Origin of the sequence: Nostoc sp. UCD121 (assembly GCF_014222285.1) — a bacterium.
GTDB lineage: Bacteria > Cyanobacteriota > Cyanobacteriia > Cyanobacteriales > Nostocaceae > Nostoc.
Genome location: NZ_JACKZS010000032.1, coordinates 31,225 through 51,229, shown reverse-complemented (window position 1 = coordinate 51,229; position 20,005 = coordinate 31,225). Strand labels below are relative to the sequence as shown.

The following is a 20,005-nucleotide window of genomic DNA, read 5'->3' as shown; positions in this document are numbered from 1 at the left end:
ATATGGGCGATCGCTTCAAGATATCTGCAAGAGGTCGCTTTAGTAAAAACCCTTCAAATTGTTTCCCTGATTTACTTCTGGTAGTAAGAAGGAGAGCTTTTCACCCAGACATTATGGTTGTGATAAAAATCACCACGCTGTTCTAGTGTAAACCCACCCAGCAATAATCCCAACCAGACTTCTACCATCGGCATTTGCAACACACGTTGCAGTTTAACTAAAGAAATCTCATCTTTGACATTTATTAGGTAGTTAGCGATCGCGCTCTGCCATTTTTCCACATTTTCGTCTGATGCCAAATTGCGGACATCTTCTAAAGTTGTTACCTCATCAAGCATTGCCAAAACATTCGCTTTTTCAGCAGGTGCTGCTACAGAATCACCCTCCTGGTTAGGAGATGAAAATTGGTGTGGGCCATGTGGTTTAAAGGTTTGTGGTGTCTGTGGTTCAATCAAATCATCTAAATCTAGGTGCATTGTTGTCCGCACTAACCCAGCAAAGAGATCGGTGCTAACAATTGGCCCCAAAAGACTATTGCGATCGCGGGTATCTTGCAACAGCACTTCGGCGCGAGACTTAAGAATATCTGCAATTTGACTGAAGGCAAGCGCTGCGGTTAATAACTGTGCCTCCAAGGGTAATTTTTCCAGTTCGGCATCTAAACATTCCCACATCGGTGCTAGTGTTGATGTCGCTGGAGATTCGGACAACTCATCAAGCACATCCCAGATTGTTAATTGGCGGTATGTGGTCATCTCTAGGATTCGTTCTGTAACGGGCAGGGTCGCACTGAGCAGTAGCTTGAGGTAATCTCAAACATATATTAATTTAGTGCTGTTTTTGAGTTCGTCGAAGGAATGTTTTATTAGCCCTCTTTTGTCACTTTCAGAAAATAATAATCGAAGCAACATTCTGAAACTTTTATGTAGCCGAGCTTTGAGCTTTTATTTTCTAACAGTAACTCAAGTTTGTAGCCAAAACCCGGAGATGTAAGCCCTGAAATGCTTTCAGCGATTGGGTTCTACCAAAGTGACAAAAGAGGGTTAGTCTGAGTGGTGATTTTCTGCAAAGTAGGGAGTACCTAAAGCTTTAGGGGGTGTAGATTTCCCCGCTAATCCGACTAATGCTAATAAAGCGATCGCATAAGGTAGCATGACTAAAAATTGGTAAGGGATATTTGCCCCTAATGCCTGAATACGCAGTTGTAAAGCTTCTGTAGCCCCAAATAGCAAACAAGCTAAAGCACTACCTATAGGATGCCATCTGCCAAAAATTAATGCTGCGATCGCAATAAATCCTTTACCAGCACTCATCCCTTCGGCAAAAAATCTTACTTGTACCAGAGTTAAATAAGCACCTCCTAAACTCGCAAGACAGCCACTAATCACCACAGCGATATAACAAACAAATGTTACTGAAATTCCAGCCGTGCCAGCAGCTTTCGGAGATTCACCCACTGCCCGCAATGTCAGCCCAAAGCTAGTTTTAAATAAAATGTATGTAGTTAAAATAACTAAAATAAATAACAAATATACTAAAAAATCTTGCTGAAATAGTAGCGGTCCGATTAGGGGAATATTGGCTAAACCAGGAATAGTAATTGCCCCAATTCCAGGTAACTGCTGCGTACTACTGCCACCAAACACTAACCGGGCTAAAAACGATGTTAATCCAGCTGCGACGAGATTAATTGCTAGCCCAGATACCAATTGATCGACACGCAAAGTGACACACAAAACAGCATGGAGTAGTCCGACTAATCCACCTGCAATTAAGGAAGCGAGGATACCAAGCCAGGGATTACCTGTGTAGAAAGTGGCAGCAGCAGCAGTAAAAGCGCCTGTAAGCAACATTCCTTCTAAGGCGATATTTAACACGCCCGATCGTTCCGAGTACAATCCTCCAAGGGCTGCAAATGCTAGGGGGACGGCTAGGCGTAAGGAAGCGATTAAGTAATCGGAGAAGAAGTTGAGATTATTCATGGAGTTATTTATTAAACGCAGAGGAACGCACGAGGGAAGCGCAAAGTATCGCAGAGTTTTCTTTGTGTTCCTCTGCGTTAAACCTTAGCGCTCCAAAGCGTTTTTACTCTTATTTCTCTTTCCACCGCGAGACTGATAGCAATAAATAACACCATAAACCCCTGAATCGCGTAAACTACTGTTATAGGCACACCCGCACTACGCTGCATCACATTTGCACCACTGCGAAGCGCTGCAAAAAACAAAGAAGTTAAGACTACACCGACAACACTACCACGACTTAAAAAAGCGATCGCAATGGCATCAAATCCGTAACCTGGTGAAACTTGTTCAAATAGCCGATATTTCAACCCCATCACCTCACAACTCCCAGCCAACCCAGCTAAACCACCTGAAAAAGCCATCACCAGCATAATGGTACGTTCAACAGATATGTGGGCATAACGGGCAGCAGTAGGGTTAAATCCCACTGCTGTAATTTGATAACCTAGCGGCGATCGCACTAACAATACCCATAAAATACCTGCGGCAATTAAACCGAATAAAATCCCAGCATGGGCAAGGCTTTGGGGTAAGATAATTGGCAAACGGGATGTTTTGGCAATTAATGGCGAATAAGGACTAGGCGCACCTGTTGCCATTAATGGATTTTGGACGAGGTAGCTAACTAAATTCACCGCAATATAGTTGAGCAACAATGTAGTAATTACCTCATTTACTCCGCGCATTGCTTTGAGATAACCAGGAATCCAACCCCAAACTGCACCAAAGAAAAATCCTGCCAAAAGTGCTAGGGGGATATGAATCACCGCAGGTAATCCTTGCACGTATAGCCCAATTAAAGTACTTCCCAACGCACCCAGATAAATTTGTCCTTCTCCACCAATATTAAATTGCCCAGCCCGCAATGCTACTAACACGCCCAAACTAGCGAACAATAGCGGTGTCATTTTGGTGAGGGTGTTACCAAATCCAAAGTAGGTAGAGATAGATTCTTGAAATAAAATGCTGTATGCGGCGATGGGATTTGCCCCAGCAATTAGCATGAGGATAGCACCGACGATAAGGGCGGAGGTGATCGCAATTAGGGGTGATAGGATTGGTAACAGGAATTTCATGCGATTAGTTGCGATCATTGATTAACCCCACCAGCCATCAAAAAACCAATTTCTTCAACCTTCGCCGTGGCTGCATCCAAAATAGCCAAAAACTCACCTCTGTAGATTACAGCAATGCGATCGCTCATTGCCATCACTTCTTCTAACTCATTAGAAATATACAAAATTGCCGCACCGCGATCGCGTTCTGTTAAAATTCGAGACTGGACGGCTACTGTCGCCCCGACATCTAACCCTCTTGTGGGTTGCATAGCGATAATTAAAGCTGGTGTTAGCGCCAGTTCTCGCGCTAACACCACTTTTTGTTGATTTCCTCCCGAAAGCTGACTTACCTTGATATCAATCCCATTCGCCCGAATGTCAAACTCTTGCATTGCAGCTTGGGCACGATTAACGATCGCTTGTGGTTGTAACAAAAAATGGCGACAAAATGGCAGATATTTAAAAGCTTTTAAAATCAAATTTTGGGCGATGCTAAATTGCAACACCAATCCCATTGTCTGCCTATCTTCTGGAATGTAGCCCACTGAGGAATGCTTGGGCGTAAACTCAATTTTACCCTGCTTAATAGTCCGCACAAGAGCAATGGCATCAGCTAATTCTCGCTGTCCATTTCCATCGACACCAGCAATTCCTAAAATTTCTCCCGCCCGCAGTTCAAAAGATACATTATTTACAGCAGGGATATTTCTTTCATCAGCAACTTGCAAATTTTGCACCGATAGGATGATTTCTCCTGGTAATGTAGAACTTTTATTTAACTGTAAACTTACCTCCCGTCCTACCATTAATGTTGCTAACTGCTGAGGTGTAGCTGCTGAAGTTGATATTGTTGCTACTACCTTTCCCTGGCGCAAAACTGTTACTGAATCACAGAGATTCATGACCTCTTCTAATTTATGACTGATAAAAATGATTGTGTTACCTGCGGCTGCCAATTGTCGCAAGATAGCAATTAATGATTCTACTTCTGGCGGGGTCAAAACTGCTGTAGGTTCATCAAGAATCAACAACTTTGCTCGACGGTAGAGAACTTTGAGAATTTCTACCCGTTGTTGTGCCCCAACAGATAGATTTTCAACTTTGGCAGTGGGGTCAATTTCTAATCCATAAACTTGGGATAATGCGGCAATTTCTTGCTGTTTATCTTGTAAATTTAGCCGCCAAGTTTTCTCCATCCCTAAGATGATATTTTCGGTGACAGTCAATTTCGGTACAAGCATGAAGTGTTGGTAAATCATGCCAATCCCTAATTTAATTGCCTCATTTGGTGAATTAATTTTTATTGGTTGTTCTTGAAGATAAATCTCCCCAGCATCAGGTTGATAGAGTCCACTAATAATATTCATTAAAGTACTCTTACCTGCACCATTTTCGCCTAGTATTGCATGAATGGTTCCAGATGCAACAGAGAGGTTGATATTGTCGTTAGCAATAAAAGACCCAAAGCATTTGGTAATCTTGTTTAAGCGTAAATAGTTCATATTCACTAAAATGATAGCTCGTAATGAGGACTTTATTCCTCAAAATTTGGAGTAAAGTCCTCACTACAAAATTTTTTTAATCTAGTCTACTAAACCTATTGCAGTACAGCGTAATAAGCCGCCCATTCCAAATCGCCAAAAAATCTGCTCTCTAAGCTTTTTAACTTCCGCTCTGCGGTACTATACTGTTGCTTTTTTTAGGCAGCGCGTATCTTTTCCAGCCTCTTTACAGTCTTCAAAAACGATTTTTTTATTAACAATATCTTGCTTTGCATTCAATACCTTTTGCTTTACTACTTCTGGTATAATTCCTCCAAATTTTCCTAAAGATAAGATATCTGTTCTTTCTAAGCCAATTGTATATATTTGTCCTTTGATTTGTTTTTGTTTAGCTAATTCTGCTATATAAGCGATGGCTAAATCTAAGCGTTTTACAGCGCTGGTTAAAACAGCTTTTGGTGCAACATCTAATTGATCCTTGGTGTTGCCAAAAGCATATACTCCTTTTTCACCTGCTGTTTGTAAGACTGCGGCTGAGGCATTATCTAACCATTGATAGATCACATCAGCACCAGAAGAAATTAATGCGAGCGTCGCTTCCTTGGCTTTGGCAACATCATTCCAATCACCTGTAAAAGTAGAGGTAATTTGGATATTTGGTTTAACAGACTTTGCTCCTAATTCAAATCCCCGGAGTTCTCCCTCGGTAGCAGGGAACTTCTCTCCAGCAATATAAGATAATTTATTAGATTTAGTGACAGAAGCACCGATAATGCCACACAAATAACTAGCTTGTAGGTGATCTATTCGTAAAGAAGCAATATTCTCAGCCTTAAGATTACCATTCACACCCACAAAAAAGGTGTTTGGGAACTGTGAGGCCACTTGTTCAATTGCGGCATCAAATTGTCCGCCATGCGCGAAGATGAGATTGTAGCCTTTACGAGCAAAATCTGTTAGTACTTCTGTTTGATCTGCTTGTGCTACTTTTTCTACATAGGCGGTTTCTGCACCTAGCTTTTGTTTTGTTAGATTAATTCCTTCATAACCAGATTGATTCCAGCCTTTGTCAGTAATCATTCCAGGGAGAGCGATCGCTATTTTAAACCCTTCAGTACCACCCGTTGCTGTTGGTGTTGTCGGCTTATTACTGCAAGCTTGCACCACTAAGCTAGTAGCAAACGCCGCTGAACCAAACAAGATAAATTCACGCCGACTAAAGCTTGTTGTCATACCTCGCCTTCAGATAGATAGTTATTTCAAAACTCTAAAGTCGTAGGTGGCCTTTTGGAAACAATTTCTCCCGGATTTCTCAATCAAGACACAAAAACCTCTCTCCTCGCACAAGTTATCGTTCCAGTGACAATACTAAACTGTTCAGTTTAGTTACTTATTGCCTTGATGAGGAGTATTAGTCATACTCTTAAGTTATTCATAACTTGACTACATTTGCAAGCGATCTCTACACATAATGAAAAACTTTGACTCAAACTTCCGCCCCGTTCCTTTTGCTTATATTGGAAGCACAGTGGAAGTAACACCTAAAATTGTATGTGACTTCAGGTAGAATTCGCCCAAGACAGAAGGTAAAAGTTGTCCGCCTCGTCACTTGACACGATCTGTATCTTTGGATATCATTCAACTATATGGTTGAATCAAATATAGCCCTTGATAAAATTTTTGCTGCTTTGGCTGATGTGACGCGGCGAGACATTCTGAAGCGGGTATCAACAGCAGAACATACTATCGGCGAATTAGCACAACCCTATGCGATGTCTTTTGCAGCGATCGCAAAGCATATCAGTGTGTTGGAGAAAGCCGGACTGATTATAAAGCGTCGAAGTGGTAAGGAGAAAGTTATTCAGATTCAGCCGAAAACTCTCAAAGTAGCCGCAGCGTATCTGGGCGAGTATGAAAAAATCTGGAGTGCCCGCTTTGATGCTCTGGAAAAACTACTAGAAGATCGATAACAGAGTAGCAGGAGGGTAGTATGGCAAATCTTACAGTAACAGGGGAGAGAAAATTCACAAAATATCTTCGGTACTGTCACAATCAAGGCTTCGTTAGAAAAGGTATTTGAAGCATATACCAAAGAGGAACTGTTTGCTAGTTGGTGGTGTCGCGGTAATCCAATGAAAGTGTATCACTTCGATTGTCAAGACGGCGGCAGTTGGCACATTGCTGAACAATCAGAAGACGGTCACGAGTATGAGTTTACTGGCTGTTTTCATGAAGTCGCTCTAGATAAACGAATCGTGCAGACATTTGAATTCTTGGGGATGCCGGAACGTGGGCATGTCATGCTCGAAAAAGCTGAGTTTGTAGCAATTGACGAACATACAACTGAGATTCGTACCCATAGCACAGCAATGAGCCAGTCAGACCGTGATGGCATGGTTGCTAGCGGCATGGAAAGCGGCTGGCGGCAGTCCGTTGAAGCTCTGGGCAAGCTTTTAGAACCAAACGATTAATTACAATTGCGATGGCTACGCCGACCAAAGGTACGCGTAGCCATCGCAATTGTGGAATATTCTGTCAGCTAAAATCCAGAAAGTGTATCCTTGTAGTAAAAGCAAACGTCTATGCAAGTTACATTTGACTTACCTGATGAAGTTGTCAATCAGCTTCAACCCTTTGCAGACAAACTGCCTCAAATCCTAGAGTTGGGGTTACGAGAATTGAATGCGATCACTCAGTCAGGATTTTCAGGTATGGCTGAAGTCGTAGAATTTCTGGCAAGCCTACCCACTGCTGAAGCCATTATTGCCCTGCGTCCTTCTGAATCCCTGCAAGCTCAAATTAACACTCTGGTAGAAAAAAATCGGACGGTAGGTTTAACCGCAACAGAAGAGCAGCAATGGCAAGGGTATCAATATTTAGAGCATATTGTCAGAATGGCTAAGGCTAGAGCCTTCTTGAAGATCAAAGAAGCTGACGCAGAATCAGCAAAACCTATATTCCTGTAGCTCTCCGAAGACAGGTTTATGAACGGGCAAAAGCTTGTTGTGAGTATTGTCTGATTCCTGATGTCGCTACCTTTGCGCCTCATGAGATTGACCACATTATTGCTGAAAAACATAGTGGACGGACTGAAGCGGAAAATTTAGCACTATCCTGTACTCTGTGCAATAAGCACAAAGGAAGTGATCTCGCCTCTGTCGATTCAGAAACCGGAAAAATCGTACCCTTGTATCATCCTCGCCAAGACATCTGGCATGAACATTTTCGCCTGAGTGGGTCTGAATTTGTGCCTTTAAGCCCCATAGGTCGGGTTACGGTTGGGTTATTGCAGTTAAACCGTCGTGACAGAGTTGAGGAGCGTCAGCTTTTACTACAAGCTGGAATAATCGCTCCATAAGATCGGCGATCGCCTCAATGTCCCAAGCTCATAACTTGAGCAACCCAGTTTGAAACCATAAAGCAAGCAAGTTGCTCATCTTATCCTTACAGTGACATGATGCTACACTGTACTACAAAAAAGGGAAATACAAAATAAGATACCCTTATCTTTTATCCGACATAAACTACGATAAAAAATACTTGTTTTTATATAGCCTTTTGTTCTAGCTGTTAAAATAATTTTATTAAGCTAGAACTAATTGGAAATTATGCCACGTAAGATATGTGGACTTGGCTTTGACTGTGCCTCAATGATGTTGCAACCGGGTATTGACCCTGGAGAATGCTTCAATTATACAACCTGTGGAGCAGCTCTTAAGTTGACTCCAGATGAGGAGATCGAACTAATTCGCGTGCGGGAGATTGCGTCTTACCAACGGCAACAGGAGTGGGAACGCACAGAGGAAACCTTTAGAACCACGCGCCGCGAAGCGGCAGTGATGATGCTGATGTCGAGAGGTTGTCCTCAAAGTGCACAATCGCTGGGCGTTGCTGCACAAATGGAAGCGATCGCCGCCTGTGTTGAACAATTGCATCACAACTTAAATAATCTAGAAGGATGCTACATTGCTCCTGGCGGCTGTGAAGTACATCATTATAATGTGAAGCGCCCAAGTGGAGTTTATGGATACAACAAACTCACTGCTCCTGAGCCAATATTTGAACCATCCGAAAAACAGCAGAAAGTGAAAGTTGTTCATTTAAGCCATGATGACGATCCGCGAAACACTGAAGCACGGCTGGGGATTGAGCGCCGAAATCAGTTAACTCGTGTACGAACGCTCTTGGCAACAACTGTGGAACTTTTACTTGAGGCAGCCAATACCCTAGACTAGTCAAAGAAACTAATCAGAGTTTTGTGCATTTAACTTGACCTTGAAATACTGCCGCTTTAGTTTCGAGTCGCCCCGGTTGGCGTACTGTTTGGAGCTTTCAAAAATAGTTATTAGTTCCCGTTTCTCCATCTCCTTAAAAAACCATTCCCAACGCTCCAAGTCTTCAGGTGGCGCAGTGAATCGTAAATCGTTAATCTCACCCATTATCATCACCCCAGCTGATTGCATCTAAAAACTCAACAGCATCATTCTCCCAGGTTTCTCGCTGTCTAGACTGTCTAGCCTGACTATCTTCTTCAACTATCACTATGTTGGGAGGGTCGAGGACATCCAGGCGTGACTCAATCAGAGCGATCGCTTCTGCTAGTGCGGCAATTTGTTTTCTATCCTTCCTAACCTCACCCATCAAACTTATCTGAATCTCAACTATTCGCCGCTTCAGTTCGTCTACCTCTGACTTAGTGACAGCTGGTTTAGGTTGGGTAGATTGGGTAGATTGGGGAACTGTCAGGCGATTTTTCAAGGCATCTAAAACAAACTCTTTGAGAGAAATACGTTCATCCTGCGCCCGTGTCTTGACAGTCTCAAGTAATTCTTTCTCCCCCTCACCATCAAACTTGATGTTTAATTGTGGTCGGCTCATGGCTAGACTTGGGTAGCTTTGTCTACCCAAATCATAACTTAATCGCGTTCCCCCTTGGGGTTGCCGCAGGCATCGCTAGTTTGAGTTGTCCTCTAAGTCGTTGCGATTATCTGCATATATTTCATATATCCATTCAGCACACTCTAGGTCAAGCGAAAATGCCATATCTTGTACCTGCTGACTGAGTTGCTTTACTTCTTCTGACTTTGCATCATAACTTTGCAAACAATCTTCAGCCTCTTCAAATAGTGCCTTGAGTTCTGGATCACCAGGATCTTTTAAATACTGTTCAAATTCTTTATCAGGATTAATGTTCATAGTTGCACCTTATAGTCAACCTGCTTTGCCTGTTCATAAGCGGCGTTGATTGCAGCCATCTGATCAGCAGAACCGCCGTTATCTGGATGATGTTGTCGTGCCAGCTTTCTGTATGCCTCTTTTACCTCTTCGTCGGAAGCACGGGGGCTAATACCAAGCACATCCCACCATTTTTTTTCTTGCTGAGGTGGTAGTGCTTGATACCCCGCAAATGCTTGCTCTAAACTCCCTACTCCCCATCTCTCCATTCCGCGCATAGCTGCAATGTGCAAGCCAATTGCTCTGAGATTATGTTTTACCTTACGCCAGCGATCGCAACACAGAGCATAACTTTTATCTTTAATTTTGAAATAAACAGCAACGCCTGGATCGTCTGGTTCTTTGGGCCTTGCATAGGGTAAACCGTCTTGGCGCGTTGGTACATTGCTAGAAATGATGATATTCTTTGCTCCCAACAGCCGAAGCTCGTTAAGTAGGTCATTTCGTGCAGTTGAGAAATTAACCTCAAATCGCGCAGCTTCTCGCTTGTGCTGCGGCGTTCTGGGGTAGATGGTTGTCCAAGTCAGGGGATAGGCTGAGATGTCATTTGTCATTGCTGCGATCGCTCCTCCCAATCATTAATCCTCTACTCAAGTCTGAGAAATAGCAACTTTTGTCGTTTAAGCAACCCAGGTGATGCTGTTTCTTACTTTGAGGATGAAAGCGGGACAGACAAAGAAATTTAAGACCCACAACTTCACAATTTCCTTGCGCGATAATGGCTAGCAGCCAGGGGCATAAACTGATTGATAATTATGTCTGGTGCTGTAATTGCTTGCTTCAATGAGTGCTGAGAAGTTTTCAAGTTGCAGCGTATTAAACTTGATAATTCCAATAATTCCTTTGAATTGAGTATCATTCATAAACGATTGGTCGGCTTGGGCAGTTGCCTTTTGTCCCCACAATAGCCCTAACCGTCGCATTCGCCACAAACCCAAGCGGTGAATTTCTTGCCCAGGAATCAGGAAATCACCGTCATCGGTTCGTAAAACGGTCTGTCTTTGACTGTAAGGTTGAATTGTTCCTGAAAGCATTAAAGTTTCTCTGACACCAATATTTGCTACCATTTCAGATTAACCCACAAAGTGTAATCGCCTGCGGCGAGAGTAGCCCATCTTTAGGTACTCTTTACCTAAGTATTTTTCAGCTATTCCGATGTTCTCTAAAATACACTATTGCTGCCTGGGGAGATTCGACTTCAGCCAGGCGTTGCACCATACTGTGCTTCCAAGTGGGCAATCGAAGGATTAACTCGTTCTTTGGCACAAGACCGAATGGTATAGCAACCATACCCCTCAATCCAGGGATTATTCATACAGATATGCTTTCTATTAGCTTTGGAGAAGAAGCTGCTAATTATAGACCTGTGTCTGATTGTGTATTGAAAGCCGTTCCGTTTATTCTCAATTTAAAACCCAAAGATAATGGGATTCCTAAAACCCTTTCATATTTCATGAGATTGATCGTGCGTAAATTGTTTTGACTGTCCCTGAGCGCTTACAGAACAGGGACGGAGAATTTCGCCGAATTTGTTAAAAAAGTAGGAACTAATTTGAAATATTAAGAACTTTTGGCTCAATTACTGTACCGTCCAGAAGCAAAACGATCTCACTGCGATCTAAATAATAAATATGCTTATCAATTACTGGAACAAACACAATATGCCAATACCATAGAAATGGCTTTGGATGAGGTTGCAGAGATTTAATTGAGGCAGCTATACATACATAAGAGTTGAATTGAGGTCGCTTTCGATAAGCTTCAGCCCGACCAATTTGAATAGCCTCGCTCATTGATAAAGGCACTGCTGACAATTCAGGATTCCAGGTGGAAGCTTTTTTTAAAAGTGAGAGGGACACCTCGAAGTAAAGCTTTTCTTCTTCTGTACTGCAAATTAGCAGAGTAATTATTGTATCTTCAAGCATCAAAGCAAATTGTAGATTATCTTAGTTAAGAAAATATCAAATTACTAGGGTTCAACACCATAAGAAACGGGATGAATATGAATATGTCCTTGCATAAGTAAGCTTGGTAAAGATTTGGGCTAATAAAAAATGATTATCAAATCAGGAGTCATGCATAAATTCAACCAATGCAATTGAAAGGGGTACAGAGGGTATAGATGGAATGGCACTAAGAAAAGCTCTAAGCTATGCGGAATAGGCACTACAGATTTTAAAGCTATTGAACAGTGAAGGTTCAGGGAGGGGATAGGCAATTGTCCTTGATGTAATACTGCGATCGCCAGCGAGAAGAGTGGGTACGCCATCGCTGTGCCTGACAAAGACAGTGGAGTTAGATGTACTGATTGTCCAAAAAATTTTTTTAGGTAGGAAAAGCTTACTCGTTCATGAAATACTTTCCTTGATACGAGCAAGCCAACATCATAAATACTACTGTGACACTACGAGTACAAATCCTCAAGGATAAATTCAGCCAAAGTTTGGGGCTACCCTTTAAAGAACTATTACCATCATCTGTAATTGAACAAGCACTCTCGGAGCTAAAAATTAGATATTATAGGCGATTATTTGATCCAATAGTAACGCTTTGGGCGTTTTTATCTCAAGTTTTAGATGCTGACAAGAGTTGTCATAATGCAGTAAGCAAAGTCATTGCTTATTTGGCTGAAATTGGTGTAGAAATTCCATCATCTGACACGAGCGCTTATTGTCAAGCTAGGTCTAGATTACCAGAAGAATTTTTAGAAACCCTTTTTAGTCAGGTTGGGAAAAGCTTAGAACAAAAGGTAGAGATAGAGCATTTATGGTGTGGAAGAAATGTATTGGTAATAGATGGGTCTACGGTATCGATGCCAGATACTCCAGATAATCAATCATGCTACCCTCAGCCCTCTACTCAAGCATCTGGATGTGGATTCCCAATTGCGAAAATCGGTGTGATATTCAGTTTAGCTACTGGAGCCGCTATTGCTCTATGCATAGATGTTCTAAACACGCATGATATTAAATTAGCCAGAAATTTATATCAGTTTCTTAATCCATTGGATATCCTTTTAGGAGATAGAGCATTTTGCGCTTATGCTGATTTGGTTTCTATCAAAAATAGAAATTGTGATGCACTTTTTAGGAAACACCAGTCCCGAAAAACCACGATGCGAAAAGGTAAAATAATTGGATCAAGTGACAAGTTAGTAACTTGGTATAAGCCTAAAAAATGCCCACATGGATTGAGTAAAGATGAATTTGATGCTTTACCTTCAACTATAACTGTACGAGAGATTTATTATTACATTGTTGTTCCTGGCTTTCGCACTGAACGAGTTAGCTTAATTACTACTCTCTTAGATACAACAACTTATTCTACTTTAGATATTGTTGGGCTTTATGGTCAACGCTGGGACGTTGAACTGGATTTAAGACATCTTAAAACTACTTTAGGGATGGACATTTTACGATGTAAAACTCCTTCAATGGTACGTAAAGAAATTTATGCCTATTTGCTAGCTTACAATCTACTTCGCGGTTTGATGTGGTCGGCAGGTACTACTTACACTACTCCTCCGTTACGCCTATCACTGCAAGGTACTCGCCATCATTTAATTAACTTTATTCCCGAATTATTAGCCGCAACTTCAACAAAGCGTCTTACGATTTATCGCACTTTACTCAAAGTTATTGCTCACAAAGCTATTCCTGACCGTCCTGCTAGAAATGAACCACGAGTCCGTAAACGCCGCCCGAAAGCTTATCCCTTAATGACCAAACCCCGGCACGAATTACGAAAGCAGTTGCAAACTGCTTAATCCACAAGCGTTTCGGCTTTTCTTAGTGCCATTCGGGTATAGATGTATAAGCGCTCTGTAATCATGGGGGTCGTCTACCCACAAAAATTATCTACCCGAATATCCCGCCAGACATCAGACACTTGCCAGCCGGAATTACCCACTGATTGTACTGGAGGGTTGTCAAGGAGCGGAATATAGTCAGGAACTCTAGGCTCAGAAATTGTTACTGGTTGCTCCTCAACCTCAACCACAGGGGCAGTAGAATTGTCAGTATTAGCTTGAAGAAGTTGGTCTTCAGCCTCCTCGATTAATTTCATCTGTCTCAGGGTAAGCTTGTCGGATTTTTTGATGATTTTCTTTGTATGTATCTCATTAGAAGTATTCATTGAGTATTCCCTCGAAGGCATTGGTTTAAAATTTGTCTGAGTAAAGTTGCAAGAATTTAGGTATTAATAATTGCACAGAATTAACAAGGTACACCAAATCGATGGAAAATACGAGTCCCTTGCTGAATAATTTATTAATTGTGTACAAATCTGTTTTTGGGTAGATGTTCCAGCATAATCTGTTGCACAGATGCAAGTATTAAGCGTAAGCGTAGCTCGCCGCAGGCATCGCTTCTTTCCTCATGACTGTAACTCAAGACTGTTTTGCGTTTTTGACTCCTAATAAGCAGATAATGGATGGTTGAGAGTTCTCGCTCATTAGGAACAGCGTTGAGAAACTTATCAGGTGAGAAAGGCACAATCTTAGTGGGCAATGGATTTCTGAGTGCCCATCGCATCAATGGTGATGATATCTGTGAGTAAATGATATCTCGTTCTTTCCACTCTGGGGTCTTTCACTTCTGTGAAATATTCCTGAAACCTACTGGTAATGTCAAAGCTATCTACGCTGGCTGCAAAAGATGTTTTAGTTTTACGCTTCTTCTTCTCAAAGGAAAGTTGACATTACTTTGATATGGCAGTTCGATGAATTAAATCTTACCCTACCTCAGATGGTGTCACTTTGTTTTCCACCTTATCGCTGATCAGGTAAGTCCTCTGCGTAGAGCGATCGCATCTGCAATGAATTACAATCTTGGCATTACTATAACGGATCAACCGGATGGACAAACCTACTGGCATCAATGAGCTGCTATGACCAACCGAAACATCGATCAACGGAATCAGCACTGGAGCAAAATTTTAGTTTGGGTCGGACCTCTAAGTTGGCCAGTGACGTCAACACGAGAAAGACTATTTTCATACATGAATAACTGTTGCCGATATACTTCATTTACCACTAATAGTATTTTATATTTTTGGACATTCAGCCACTCCAGCTTGGCTCCAGAGGCTATTAGCCTATCTATAGAACCCATTTGACATCTTAGGAAGGGTCTGCAAGCCTCTTAATCATTAGCCTGATGAAGCAGAGGTTGAGTTTGGTAGTGGCACCAGTTAGTGTTCGTTCAAAGTTCTTAACCAGAATTTTACAACGCTCCATCCAAGCATTGGAGCGCTCGATTACCCATCTGGCTACTGCCGGAACAAATCCACATTTTCCTTGTGCTGCTTTCTCTTGTTTTGAGGGTTTCGTAGAAAGTTGAAACTGGATTTTGGTCATGATCTCTGGGTAAATCTGCTCTAACTCCTGAGTCAAATATTCTGGATGATACCCGTGGTCTAGTAGGATGGTGATCTTGGGAATATCGATTGGTTTTGACTTGAAGTAGTCGATGTTGAGAGTAAACTTCTCTTTTAATCCGGCATCATCTGAGACATTGGCGCGAGTGCAGTGCGTAAAGAAGGGAAACCCAAGGGTATCAATAGCCAGATGCCTTTTAATACCATTGGTGGCTTTGTAGAAACAAAAACCTTTCGACTCCACATTGGCATTGCAAGTATTTTTTACCGCTTGGGAGTCAATGATGATCAACGTCGTCCAGTGCGGTTTTTTTTTACCTGTTCACGGACTTGTCCATGCAGGACACTCATTAGTTCCTCGAATACTCCAGCAGCTCGCCACTGTTTGTAGTGCCAATAGACGGTGGAATAAGGGGGGAAATCTTTAGGTAAGTCTTGCCAATTGCACCCATTTTTCAGTTGATAAAGAATTCCATTGAAGATATCTCGTTTTGTCCAGTTGCTTGGTCGAGTCTGCTTCTTATTCGGTAATATCTCTTGCAATAAGGGTTCAAAAATTTCCCATTCTGCATCAGTGAGGTCGCTAGAATACGCCATTAGTATTGGATTTCAGATGCTGAAGAGTACCTTAATTCAAAACCTCATAAGATGTCAAATGGGTTCTATAAGGGTAAAGTTTTGGCTGTTTAATACTCGGTTTATTTACGCCGTGCTGTACTAGATTCTTGGTTGACTTTGTACTTTATTACGAAACCGTTGCATTTTTCCAATACCGAACAAACTCAGCATTGTGAATAACCCCAGGACAGTTGAAGGCTCAGGGACTACTCGACCCTGGATGTAGTATTGTGACTTTTGCCAGACAATATCAGCAGTTTCTCTCCCCATTTTCTGTCCGACTAAATTTGCATCATCAAAATGAATACCACCGTAGATACGAGAATTTCCAGCTTGCGCTACAGCATCTGAGAAAGTATCCCAGTGTAAGGTGATATCGTTGGCAAATCCTCCGGGTTCAATACCAGAGTTTTTTGATACTTTACGCGATACACCAAAAGCATCGCTGCCAGTGTACAGCTTCAAAATTTCCCCCATAGAACCACTATAAATGCTGTGTCCTGAGACGAATTCGCTAAAAGGAGGAGTGGCAGTAAAAGGAGGAGCAGCACCAGCACCAAGATAAGGTTGCCAGTCTTTACCGGGTATCCATTTGTTACCCTGACCTGGGCCTGCCCACGCAAAAATTTCTTGTTCACCAGTTTCTGGATTGATGCGGAAGTTCACACCATCGTTTGGAAATAGACCTTTACTTGCCAAATAGTGAATAGCTGTCTGGGGACGTTCCGAATCGAATGCAATTTTAGCATCCCAACCGGCAATGCTGGCATCGAAAGCGGCATTATTTAAAAGAAAGAACAATTTGACATCATCATCAACGGTATAGTTCTTGTTAGTGGAAACTTCTTGAGCAAGTTGGTTCCACAACCCAGATGTTGTCAATCTTCCCGCCGCCCAGAATTCAGCGATCGCTTTTTGCTCATCAGTGAGGTCAGCACTGATTTTAATAATTTTTTCAGCCTGTTCTATGTAACCATTTGGGTCTTTAAAGTAATTCTTAGGGCCTTCTGTCGGTCGCAACTGATCGCTTGATTTCAGTGCAAAGGGGGTCACTTGATTCCAATAAGGAGTGAGGAACTCTTGCACACTACCATTCGGCAATTTTACTGGCTGCCAGCGATTGGGATCAATAATGGTACTTGGATTTGTGTTGGTAATAGTATCAGGAAAGTTTACGGGGGTATATCCTGTGTAATCAGAGAATGGTTTTCCTGAAGGGCCTAAACTACCTGACTCATTAGAACCGTCGTTTTGCCGAGAATTTATTACTGATTGTGCAGTTTGTAGCCCAATTGTTGCAGGTATACTGGTGATATTGGTAGGATCTAAACCTAGTTTGCCCATTTCGCTATCAAATAAGGCTTTCTGCGTGGGAAATTGGTTTAAAAGAGTGGTGTAGGCAGCATAGCTGATAGCCTCAGCTTTATTATTAAGAGTATTTTCTAAAAGAGGGCGTTGTAAATCTGGAAACCGAGTACCAATGGCTACTGGATCGTATGCAGCCCACGCATCAAAAATTCCAGTATTCACAATATAGAAAGAACGTGCCGACCGTGTACCTGGTATAGAGTTTTGTATCGCCTCTAGAGTAACGTTATTCCAATCCTTAACAATCGACTGATCAAAAGTTGCAGCTTGCACTGGAGAGGCGATTAGAGTTACACCTGTTAGCGCTATTCCCAGCGATACGTTGATTTTCATAAAATCTCCATTCAATAGTTATCACTTGTAAAGAACTTGATCAATTTGAAGTGAGAGTTTGAATTTTTGTTAGATATAACAGTCCTAAATGATTTATGAACTTTTCTGTTGTTCCACTAGGAAACTTGATAATTTTCATAACTCAAATAGGGTTTTGATCCACTACAAAATAAACTTGAGTATTTTGATAGTCAGGAAAAACCCCACTAATTTATCCTGAATAATATTGGCTCTCCTAGACTAGCTATAACAAATTAATACTTAATATCAGGTTAAATCCTTACATAGTCTGGGATTCAAGAGTAATAAAGTGAATTTTTATTCAACTCTTGATTTTATTTTACCGAAACCCTGTTATATAAAGCGTTTGAGCCATTTTTTAGTGTTAATTTATCAACCCAAGTCTGGGAGAGCCATAATATTTAATTTGGGTGGCTTTTTGCTGCTGTATAATTTGCAATTGTCCGAGTCTTTAAATCTTCTAACTGCTCTGGAGTATATTGAGTTTTAATCCAAGCGGGACGCTCTTTTAAGCGATCAACCCAAGCATTCAGTTTTTGATAGTCATTTAAGGGAACGCCCACTAAAGGTAAAAATAGTACTACAGTTCCAGCTACAGCCTCAGCAAGAGTTATATTTTCACCACCAAAGTACGGACGATGATCTAATAAACTTTCAAAAAACTGCAATATTGTTAATATTTTCTTCTTCACTTGATCAAAGCCTTGGTGAATACTAGTTACTTGCACAATACACTAAGACTGCAAGACAATTGTCTGTATCTTCCCATGAATACAACAATACCAGTTGAAATCGCCAGTATCCTACTACCGTTTGGGACGCAACATCACTTGGACAACTTGTTTGCCCCCTTCTCGCTCTGTGACATTAGCAGCTGTTACCAATACCCTTAACACTAACCCCAAGGTAACGACATTTTCACCCGGTACTTACGTTTAATTTTATCGGGAAGTTCTCTTAACTTTCAAAAACAGTAGAGGCAAATAGCTAGCGGTGAATATAAGGGCACTGTATCGAAACAAGTCATTGTAGGCTAAGATTGCTGCTGTTTGATGCAAATCGGGTAACGTGATGAGAGCCTGAGCCGTAACCCCTTGGTTTAGCTTATAAAAATGAAATGCTTGCAAGCGCTGAAGCATCACTGTCAACATGGCAATGCCCAGACTACCCCCTAACTGCCGTATCAAATTGTACAATCCAGATGCTGAGACCCTTTTAGCTGTACTAATGCTGCCTAAAGTAGCCGTAGATAGAGGTACAAAGACTAACCCCAATCCAATCCCACGCCCGATTTGAGGCCAGAACAAATCCCAGTAGCCTGAATGCACAGTTAAATAGCTGAACTGCCACGTAGCTCCCACAAATATACCAATCCCTAATCCTAGAGAAATACGGGGATCTAAGTGATCTGCTAGTCGACCAGCAACTGGCATCATTACAGCCATAGATAATGCACCTGGCATAAGTGCTAGACCCATCTGAGTTGTATTGAAATGTAAGATATGACTCATGAAAATAGGTAATACAAATAGCAGTCCATAAAGGCTGAATCCAGTCAAAAAACTGATAATATTGCCTGCGACAAAAGTGCTATTGCCAAACGCCGATAAATCAATAATAGGATAGTGAATTATCCGTTCTCGTCGTACCAAATAAACTAAATTGACAAGTGCAATCAGAGTCAGAAAAATAACCAACTTAGAACTAAACCAGCCTAATCTCTGCCCGTTTTCTAGAAGATACTGTAAGGTGGATAAGCCAATCATCAAAGTAGTTAAACCCTGCCAATCGAATTTACCTTCGGGTTTTTTCAAAAAAGGTGGATTGTGAATGAATAAAAGTACCATTACCGCAGCAAAAATTCCAGGCAGCAGATTGACAGCAAAGATTGAGCGCCAGCCAACTGTATCAGTAAGATACCCTCCTAAAACAGGACCAATAGCGGGATTAACAATTACCCCTAAGCCGAAAATGCCCATAGCTTTGCCATGTTCTTCCTTGGGAAAAGTCTCCAACAAAATTGCCTGAGCAGTTGGTATTAGGACACCTCCGCCTATTCCCTGAAGGATACGAAAGCATATAAGAGATGATAGGTTCCAGGATAGGCCGCACAATAAGGATGCAATTGTAAATAATATAATGGCACCAGCAAAAAATTGTTTACGCCCTAATAAGTTATTTAGATAGCCAGCTAGAGGCATAACAATCACATTGCTGATGATATAAAACGTTGTTACAGCACCAACTTGATCTATCGAGGCTTCAAAACTCGCCTGAATTTTGGGAATTGCCACGTTGACAATGCTCGTATCAATAACAGCGAGCGAGGTGCTAATCATGATAGTGAAAGTGATCAGCCACTTATTAACTTTTGCTGCTGTCTTAGGTGATCGCTTTTGTGGGGGTACAGGAGAAGATTGTCCAGTCATAAGTTTGATAAATTAATCTTTTCATCTCAGTTGACGATATT

25 protein-coding genes and 2 pseudogenes are annotated in these 20,005 nt (G+C 41.6%); 8 read left to right on the top strand and 19 right to left on the bottom strand.

Features of this window, described 5'->3' with window-relative positions; translation table 11 throughout:
- Nucleotides 1-71: 71 nt before the first annotated feature.
- The 5 genes from GNF10_RS09845 to GNF10_RS09825 form a co-directional block, all read right to left on the bottom strand.
- Nucleotides 72-755 (bottom strand): hypothetical protein, encoded by a 684-nt coding sequence (locus tag GNF10_RS09845; RefSeq protein ID WP_185586699.1) that lies wholly within the window; start codon nt 753-755, stop codon nt 72-74.
- Nucleotides 756-1,043: 288 nt separating this feature from the next.
- Nucleotides 1,044-1,982 (bottom strand): ABC transporter permease, encoded by a 939-nt coding sequence (locus GNF10_RS09840; RefSeq protein ID WP_185607147.1) that lies wholly within the window; start codon nt 1,980-1,982, stop codon nt 1,044-1,046.
- 77 nt (nt 1,983-2,059) lie between these two features.
- On the bottom strand, nt 2,060-3,118 hold the full coding sequence (locus GNF10_RS09835) for an ABC transporter permease (protein ID WP_185587752.1): 1,059 nt from the start codon (nt 3,116-3,118) through the stop codon (nt 2,060-2,062).
- Entirely contained in the window at nt 3,115-4,584 is a 1,470-nt protein-coding gene (locus GNF10_RS09830) for an ABC transporter ATP-binding protein (RefSeq protein ID WP_185587754.1), read from the bottom strand. Before GNF10_RS09830 ends, GNF10_RS09835 begins: the two co-directional genes overlap by 4 nt.
- A gap of 180 nt (nt 4,585-4,764) precedes the next feature.
- Entirely contained in the window at nt 4,765-5,817 is a 1,053-nt protein-coding gene (locus tag GNF10_RS09825) for a BMP family protein (RefSeq protein WP_185587756.1), read from the bottom strand.
- A gap of 413 nt (nt 5,818-6,230) precedes the next feature.
- Here GNF10_RS09825 and GNF10_RS09820 point away from each other — a divergent pair, with 413 nt between their 5' ends.
- The 6 genes and pseudogenes from GNF10_RS09820 to GNF10_RS09800 all read left to right on the top strand — a co-directional run bounded on the left by GNF10_RS09820 (nt 6,231) and on the right by GNF10_RS09800 (nt 8,819).
- Nucleotides 6,231-6,554, top strand: a complete 324-nt coding sequence (locus GNF10_RS09820) for a metalloregulator ArsR/SmtB family transcription factor (RefSeq protein WP_185587758.1) — start codon at nt 6,231-6,233, stop codon at nt 6,552-6,554.
- 63 nt (nt 6,555-6,617) lie between these two features.
- Nucleotides 6,618-7,055 (top strand): SRPBCC domain-containing protein, encoded by a 438-nt coding sequence (locus tag GNF10_RS09815; RefSeq protein ID WP_311774146.1) that lies wholly within the window; start codon nt 6,618-6,620, stop codon nt 7,053-7,055.
- A 111-nt stretch (nt 7,056-7,166) separates the two neighbouring features.
- Nucleotides 7,167-7,550 (top strand): hypothetical protein, encoded by a 384-nt coding sequence (locus tag GNF10_RS09810; protein ID WP_185587760.1) that lies wholly within the window; start codon nt 7,167-7,169, stop codon nt 7,548-7,550.
- A pseudogene (locus GNF10_RS39280) lies at nt 7,526-7,717 on the top strand (HNH endonuclease); the annotation flags it as partial. The gene GNF10_RS09810 and the pseudogene GNF10_RS39280, both read left to right, overlap by 25 nt.
- A gap of 54 nt (nt 7,718-7,771) precedes the next feature.
- Complete coding sequence (locus GNF10_RS39275; protein WP_311774145.1) at nt 7,772-7,942, top strand: hypothetical protein; 171 nt, start codon at nt 7,772-7,774, stop codon at nt 7,940-7,942.
- 250 nt (nt 7,943-8,192) lie between these two features.
- Nucleotides 8,193-8,819 (top strand): hypothetical protein, encoded by a 627-nt coding sequence (locus tag GNF10_RS09800; protein WP_185587763.1) that lies wholly within the window; start codon nt 8,193-8,195, stop codon nt 8,817-8,819.
- Nucleotides 8,820-8,828: 9 nt separating this feature from the next.
- On the opposite strand, the gene GNF10_RS09795 is transcribed toward GNF10_RS09800, so the two are convergent.
- The 6 genes from GNF10_RS09795 to GNF10_RS09770 form a co-directional block, all read right to left on the bottom strand.
- Nucleotides 8,829-9,023 (bottom strand): hypothetical protein, encoded by a 195-nt coding sequence (locus GNF10_RS09795; RefSeq protein WP_221643407.1) that lies wholly within the window; start codon nt 9,021-9,023, stop codon nt 8,829-8,831.
- Complete coding sequence (locus GNF10_RS09790) at nt 9,016-9,462, bottom strand: hypothetical protein (protein ID WP_185587765.1); 447 nt, start codon at nt 9,460-9,462, stop codon at nt 9,016-9,018. The genes GNF10_RS09795 and GNF10_RS09790 overlap by 8 nt, the downstream gene beginning before the upstream one ends.
- Nucleotides 9,463-9,537: 75 nt before the next feature.
- The gene (locus GNF10_RS09785; RefSeq protein WP_185587767.1) at nt 9,538-9,780 is read right to left on the bottom strand and encodes a hypothetical protein; all 243 of its coding nucleotides are present in this window, start codon (nt 9,778-9,780) and stop codon (nt 9,538-9,540) included.
- The gene (locus tag GNF10_RS38480; protein WP_185587769.1) at nt 9,777-10,373 is read right to left on the bottom strand and encodes a J domain-containing protein; all 597 of its coding nucleotides are present in this window, start codon (nt 10,371-10,373) and stop codon (nt 9,777-9,779) included. The genes GNF10_RS09785 and GNF10_RS38480 overlap by 4 nt, the downstream gene beginning before the upstream one ends.
- 168 nt (nt 10,374-10,541) lie before the next feature.
- Nucleotides 10,542-10,886 carry a hypothetical protein gene (locus GNF10_RS09775; RefSeq protein WP_185587770.1) on the bottom strand — a complete coding sequence of 115 codons (345 nt, stop codon included), beginning with the start codon at nt 10,884-10,886 and terminating at the stop codon, nt 10,542-10,544.
- Between the two features lie 480 nt (nt 10,887-11,366).
- Complete coding sequence (locus GNF10_RS09770; protein WP_185587772.1) at nt 11,367-11,744, bottom strand: hypothetical protein; 378 nt, start codon at nt 11,742-11,744, stop codon at nt 11,367-11,369.
- Nucleotides 11,745-12,217: 473 nt separating this feature from the next.
- Between GNF10_RS09770 and GNF10_RS09765 the strand changes: the two genes are divergently transcribed.
- Nucleotides 12,218-13,585 (top strand): IS4 family transposase, encoded by a 1,368-nt coding sequence (locus GNF10_RS09765; RefSeq protein ID WP_185587774.1) that lies wholly within the window; start codon nt 12,218-12,220, stop codon nt 13,583-13,585.
- Between the two features lie 74 nt (nt 13,586-13,659).
- Here GNF10_RS09765 and GNF10_RS09760 read toward each other — a convergent pair whose 3' ends face one another.
- On the bottom strand, nt 13,660-13,953 hold the full coding sequence (locus GNF10_RS09760; RefSeq protein ID WP_185587777.1) for a hypothetical protein: 294 nt from the start codon (nt 13,951-13,953) through the stop codon (nt 13,660-13,662).
- Between the two features lie 297 nt (nt 13,954-14,250).
- Here GNF10_RS09760 and GNF10_RS38475 point away from each other — a divergent pair, with 297 nt between their 5' ends.
- Entirely contained in the window at nt 14,251-14,376 is a 126-nt protein-coding gene (locus tag GNF10_RS38475; RefSeq protein WP_260445874.1) for a hypothetical protein, read from the top strand.
- A 174-nt stretch (nt 14,377-14,550) separates the two neighbouring features.
- On the opposite strand, the gene GNF10_RS09755 is transcribed toward GNF10_RS38475, so the two are convergent.
- The 7 genes and pseudogenes from GNF10_RS09755 to GNF10_RS09725 form a co-directional block, all read right to left on the bottom strand.
- A complete protein-coding gene (locus GNF10_RS09755) occupies nt 14,551-14,742 on the bottom strand; it encodes a hypothetical protein (RefSeq protein ID WP_185592060.1) in 192 nt (63 codons plus the stop codon).
- 196 nt (nt 14,743-14,938) lie between these two features.
- Nucleotides 14,939-15,487, bottom strand: a complete 549-nt coding sequence (locus tag GNF10_RS09750) for a transposase (protein WP_185586861.1) — start codon at nt 15,485-15,487, stop codon at nt 14,939-14,941.
- Nucleotides 15,484-15,792 carry a transposase gene (locus GNF10_RS09745; protein WP_185586859.1) on the bottom strand — a complete coding sequence of 103 codons (309 nt, stop codon included), beginning with the start codon at nt 15,790-15,792 and terminating at the stop codon, nt 15,484-15,486. The genes GNF10_RS09750 and GNF10_RS09745 overlap by 4 nt, the downstream gene beginning before the upstream one ends.
- Nucleotides 15,793-15,912: 120 nt before the next feature.
- A complete protein-coding gene (locus GNF10_RS09740) occupies nt 15,913-17,514 on the bottom strand; it encodes a vanadium-dependent haloperoxidase (protein ID WP_185586857.1) in 1,602 nt (533 codons plus the stop codon).
- Nucleotides 17,515-17,936: 422 nt separating this feature from the next.
- Nucleotides 17,937-18,227, bottom strand: coding sequence for a glutathione S-transferase family protein (locus GNF10_RS09735; RefSeq protein WP_311774144.1), 291 nt, complete (start codon nt 18,225-18,227; stop codon nt 17,937-17,939).
- Between the two features lie 141 nt (nt 18,228-18,368).
- Nucleotides 18,369-18,449, bottom strand: a pseudogene (locus GNF10_RS09730) (IS5/IS1182 family transposase); the annotation flags it as partial.
- Between the two features lie 27 nt (nt 18,450-18,476).
- Nucleotides 18,477-19,964 carry a DHA2 family efflux MFS transporter permease subunit gene (locus tag GNF10_RS09725; protein ID WP_185586855.1) on the bottom strand — a complete coding sequence of 496 codons (1,488 nt, stop codon included), beginning with the start codon at nt 19,962-19,964 and terminating at the stop codon, nt 18,477-18,479.
- Nucleotides 19,965-20,005: the final 41 nt, after the last annotated feature.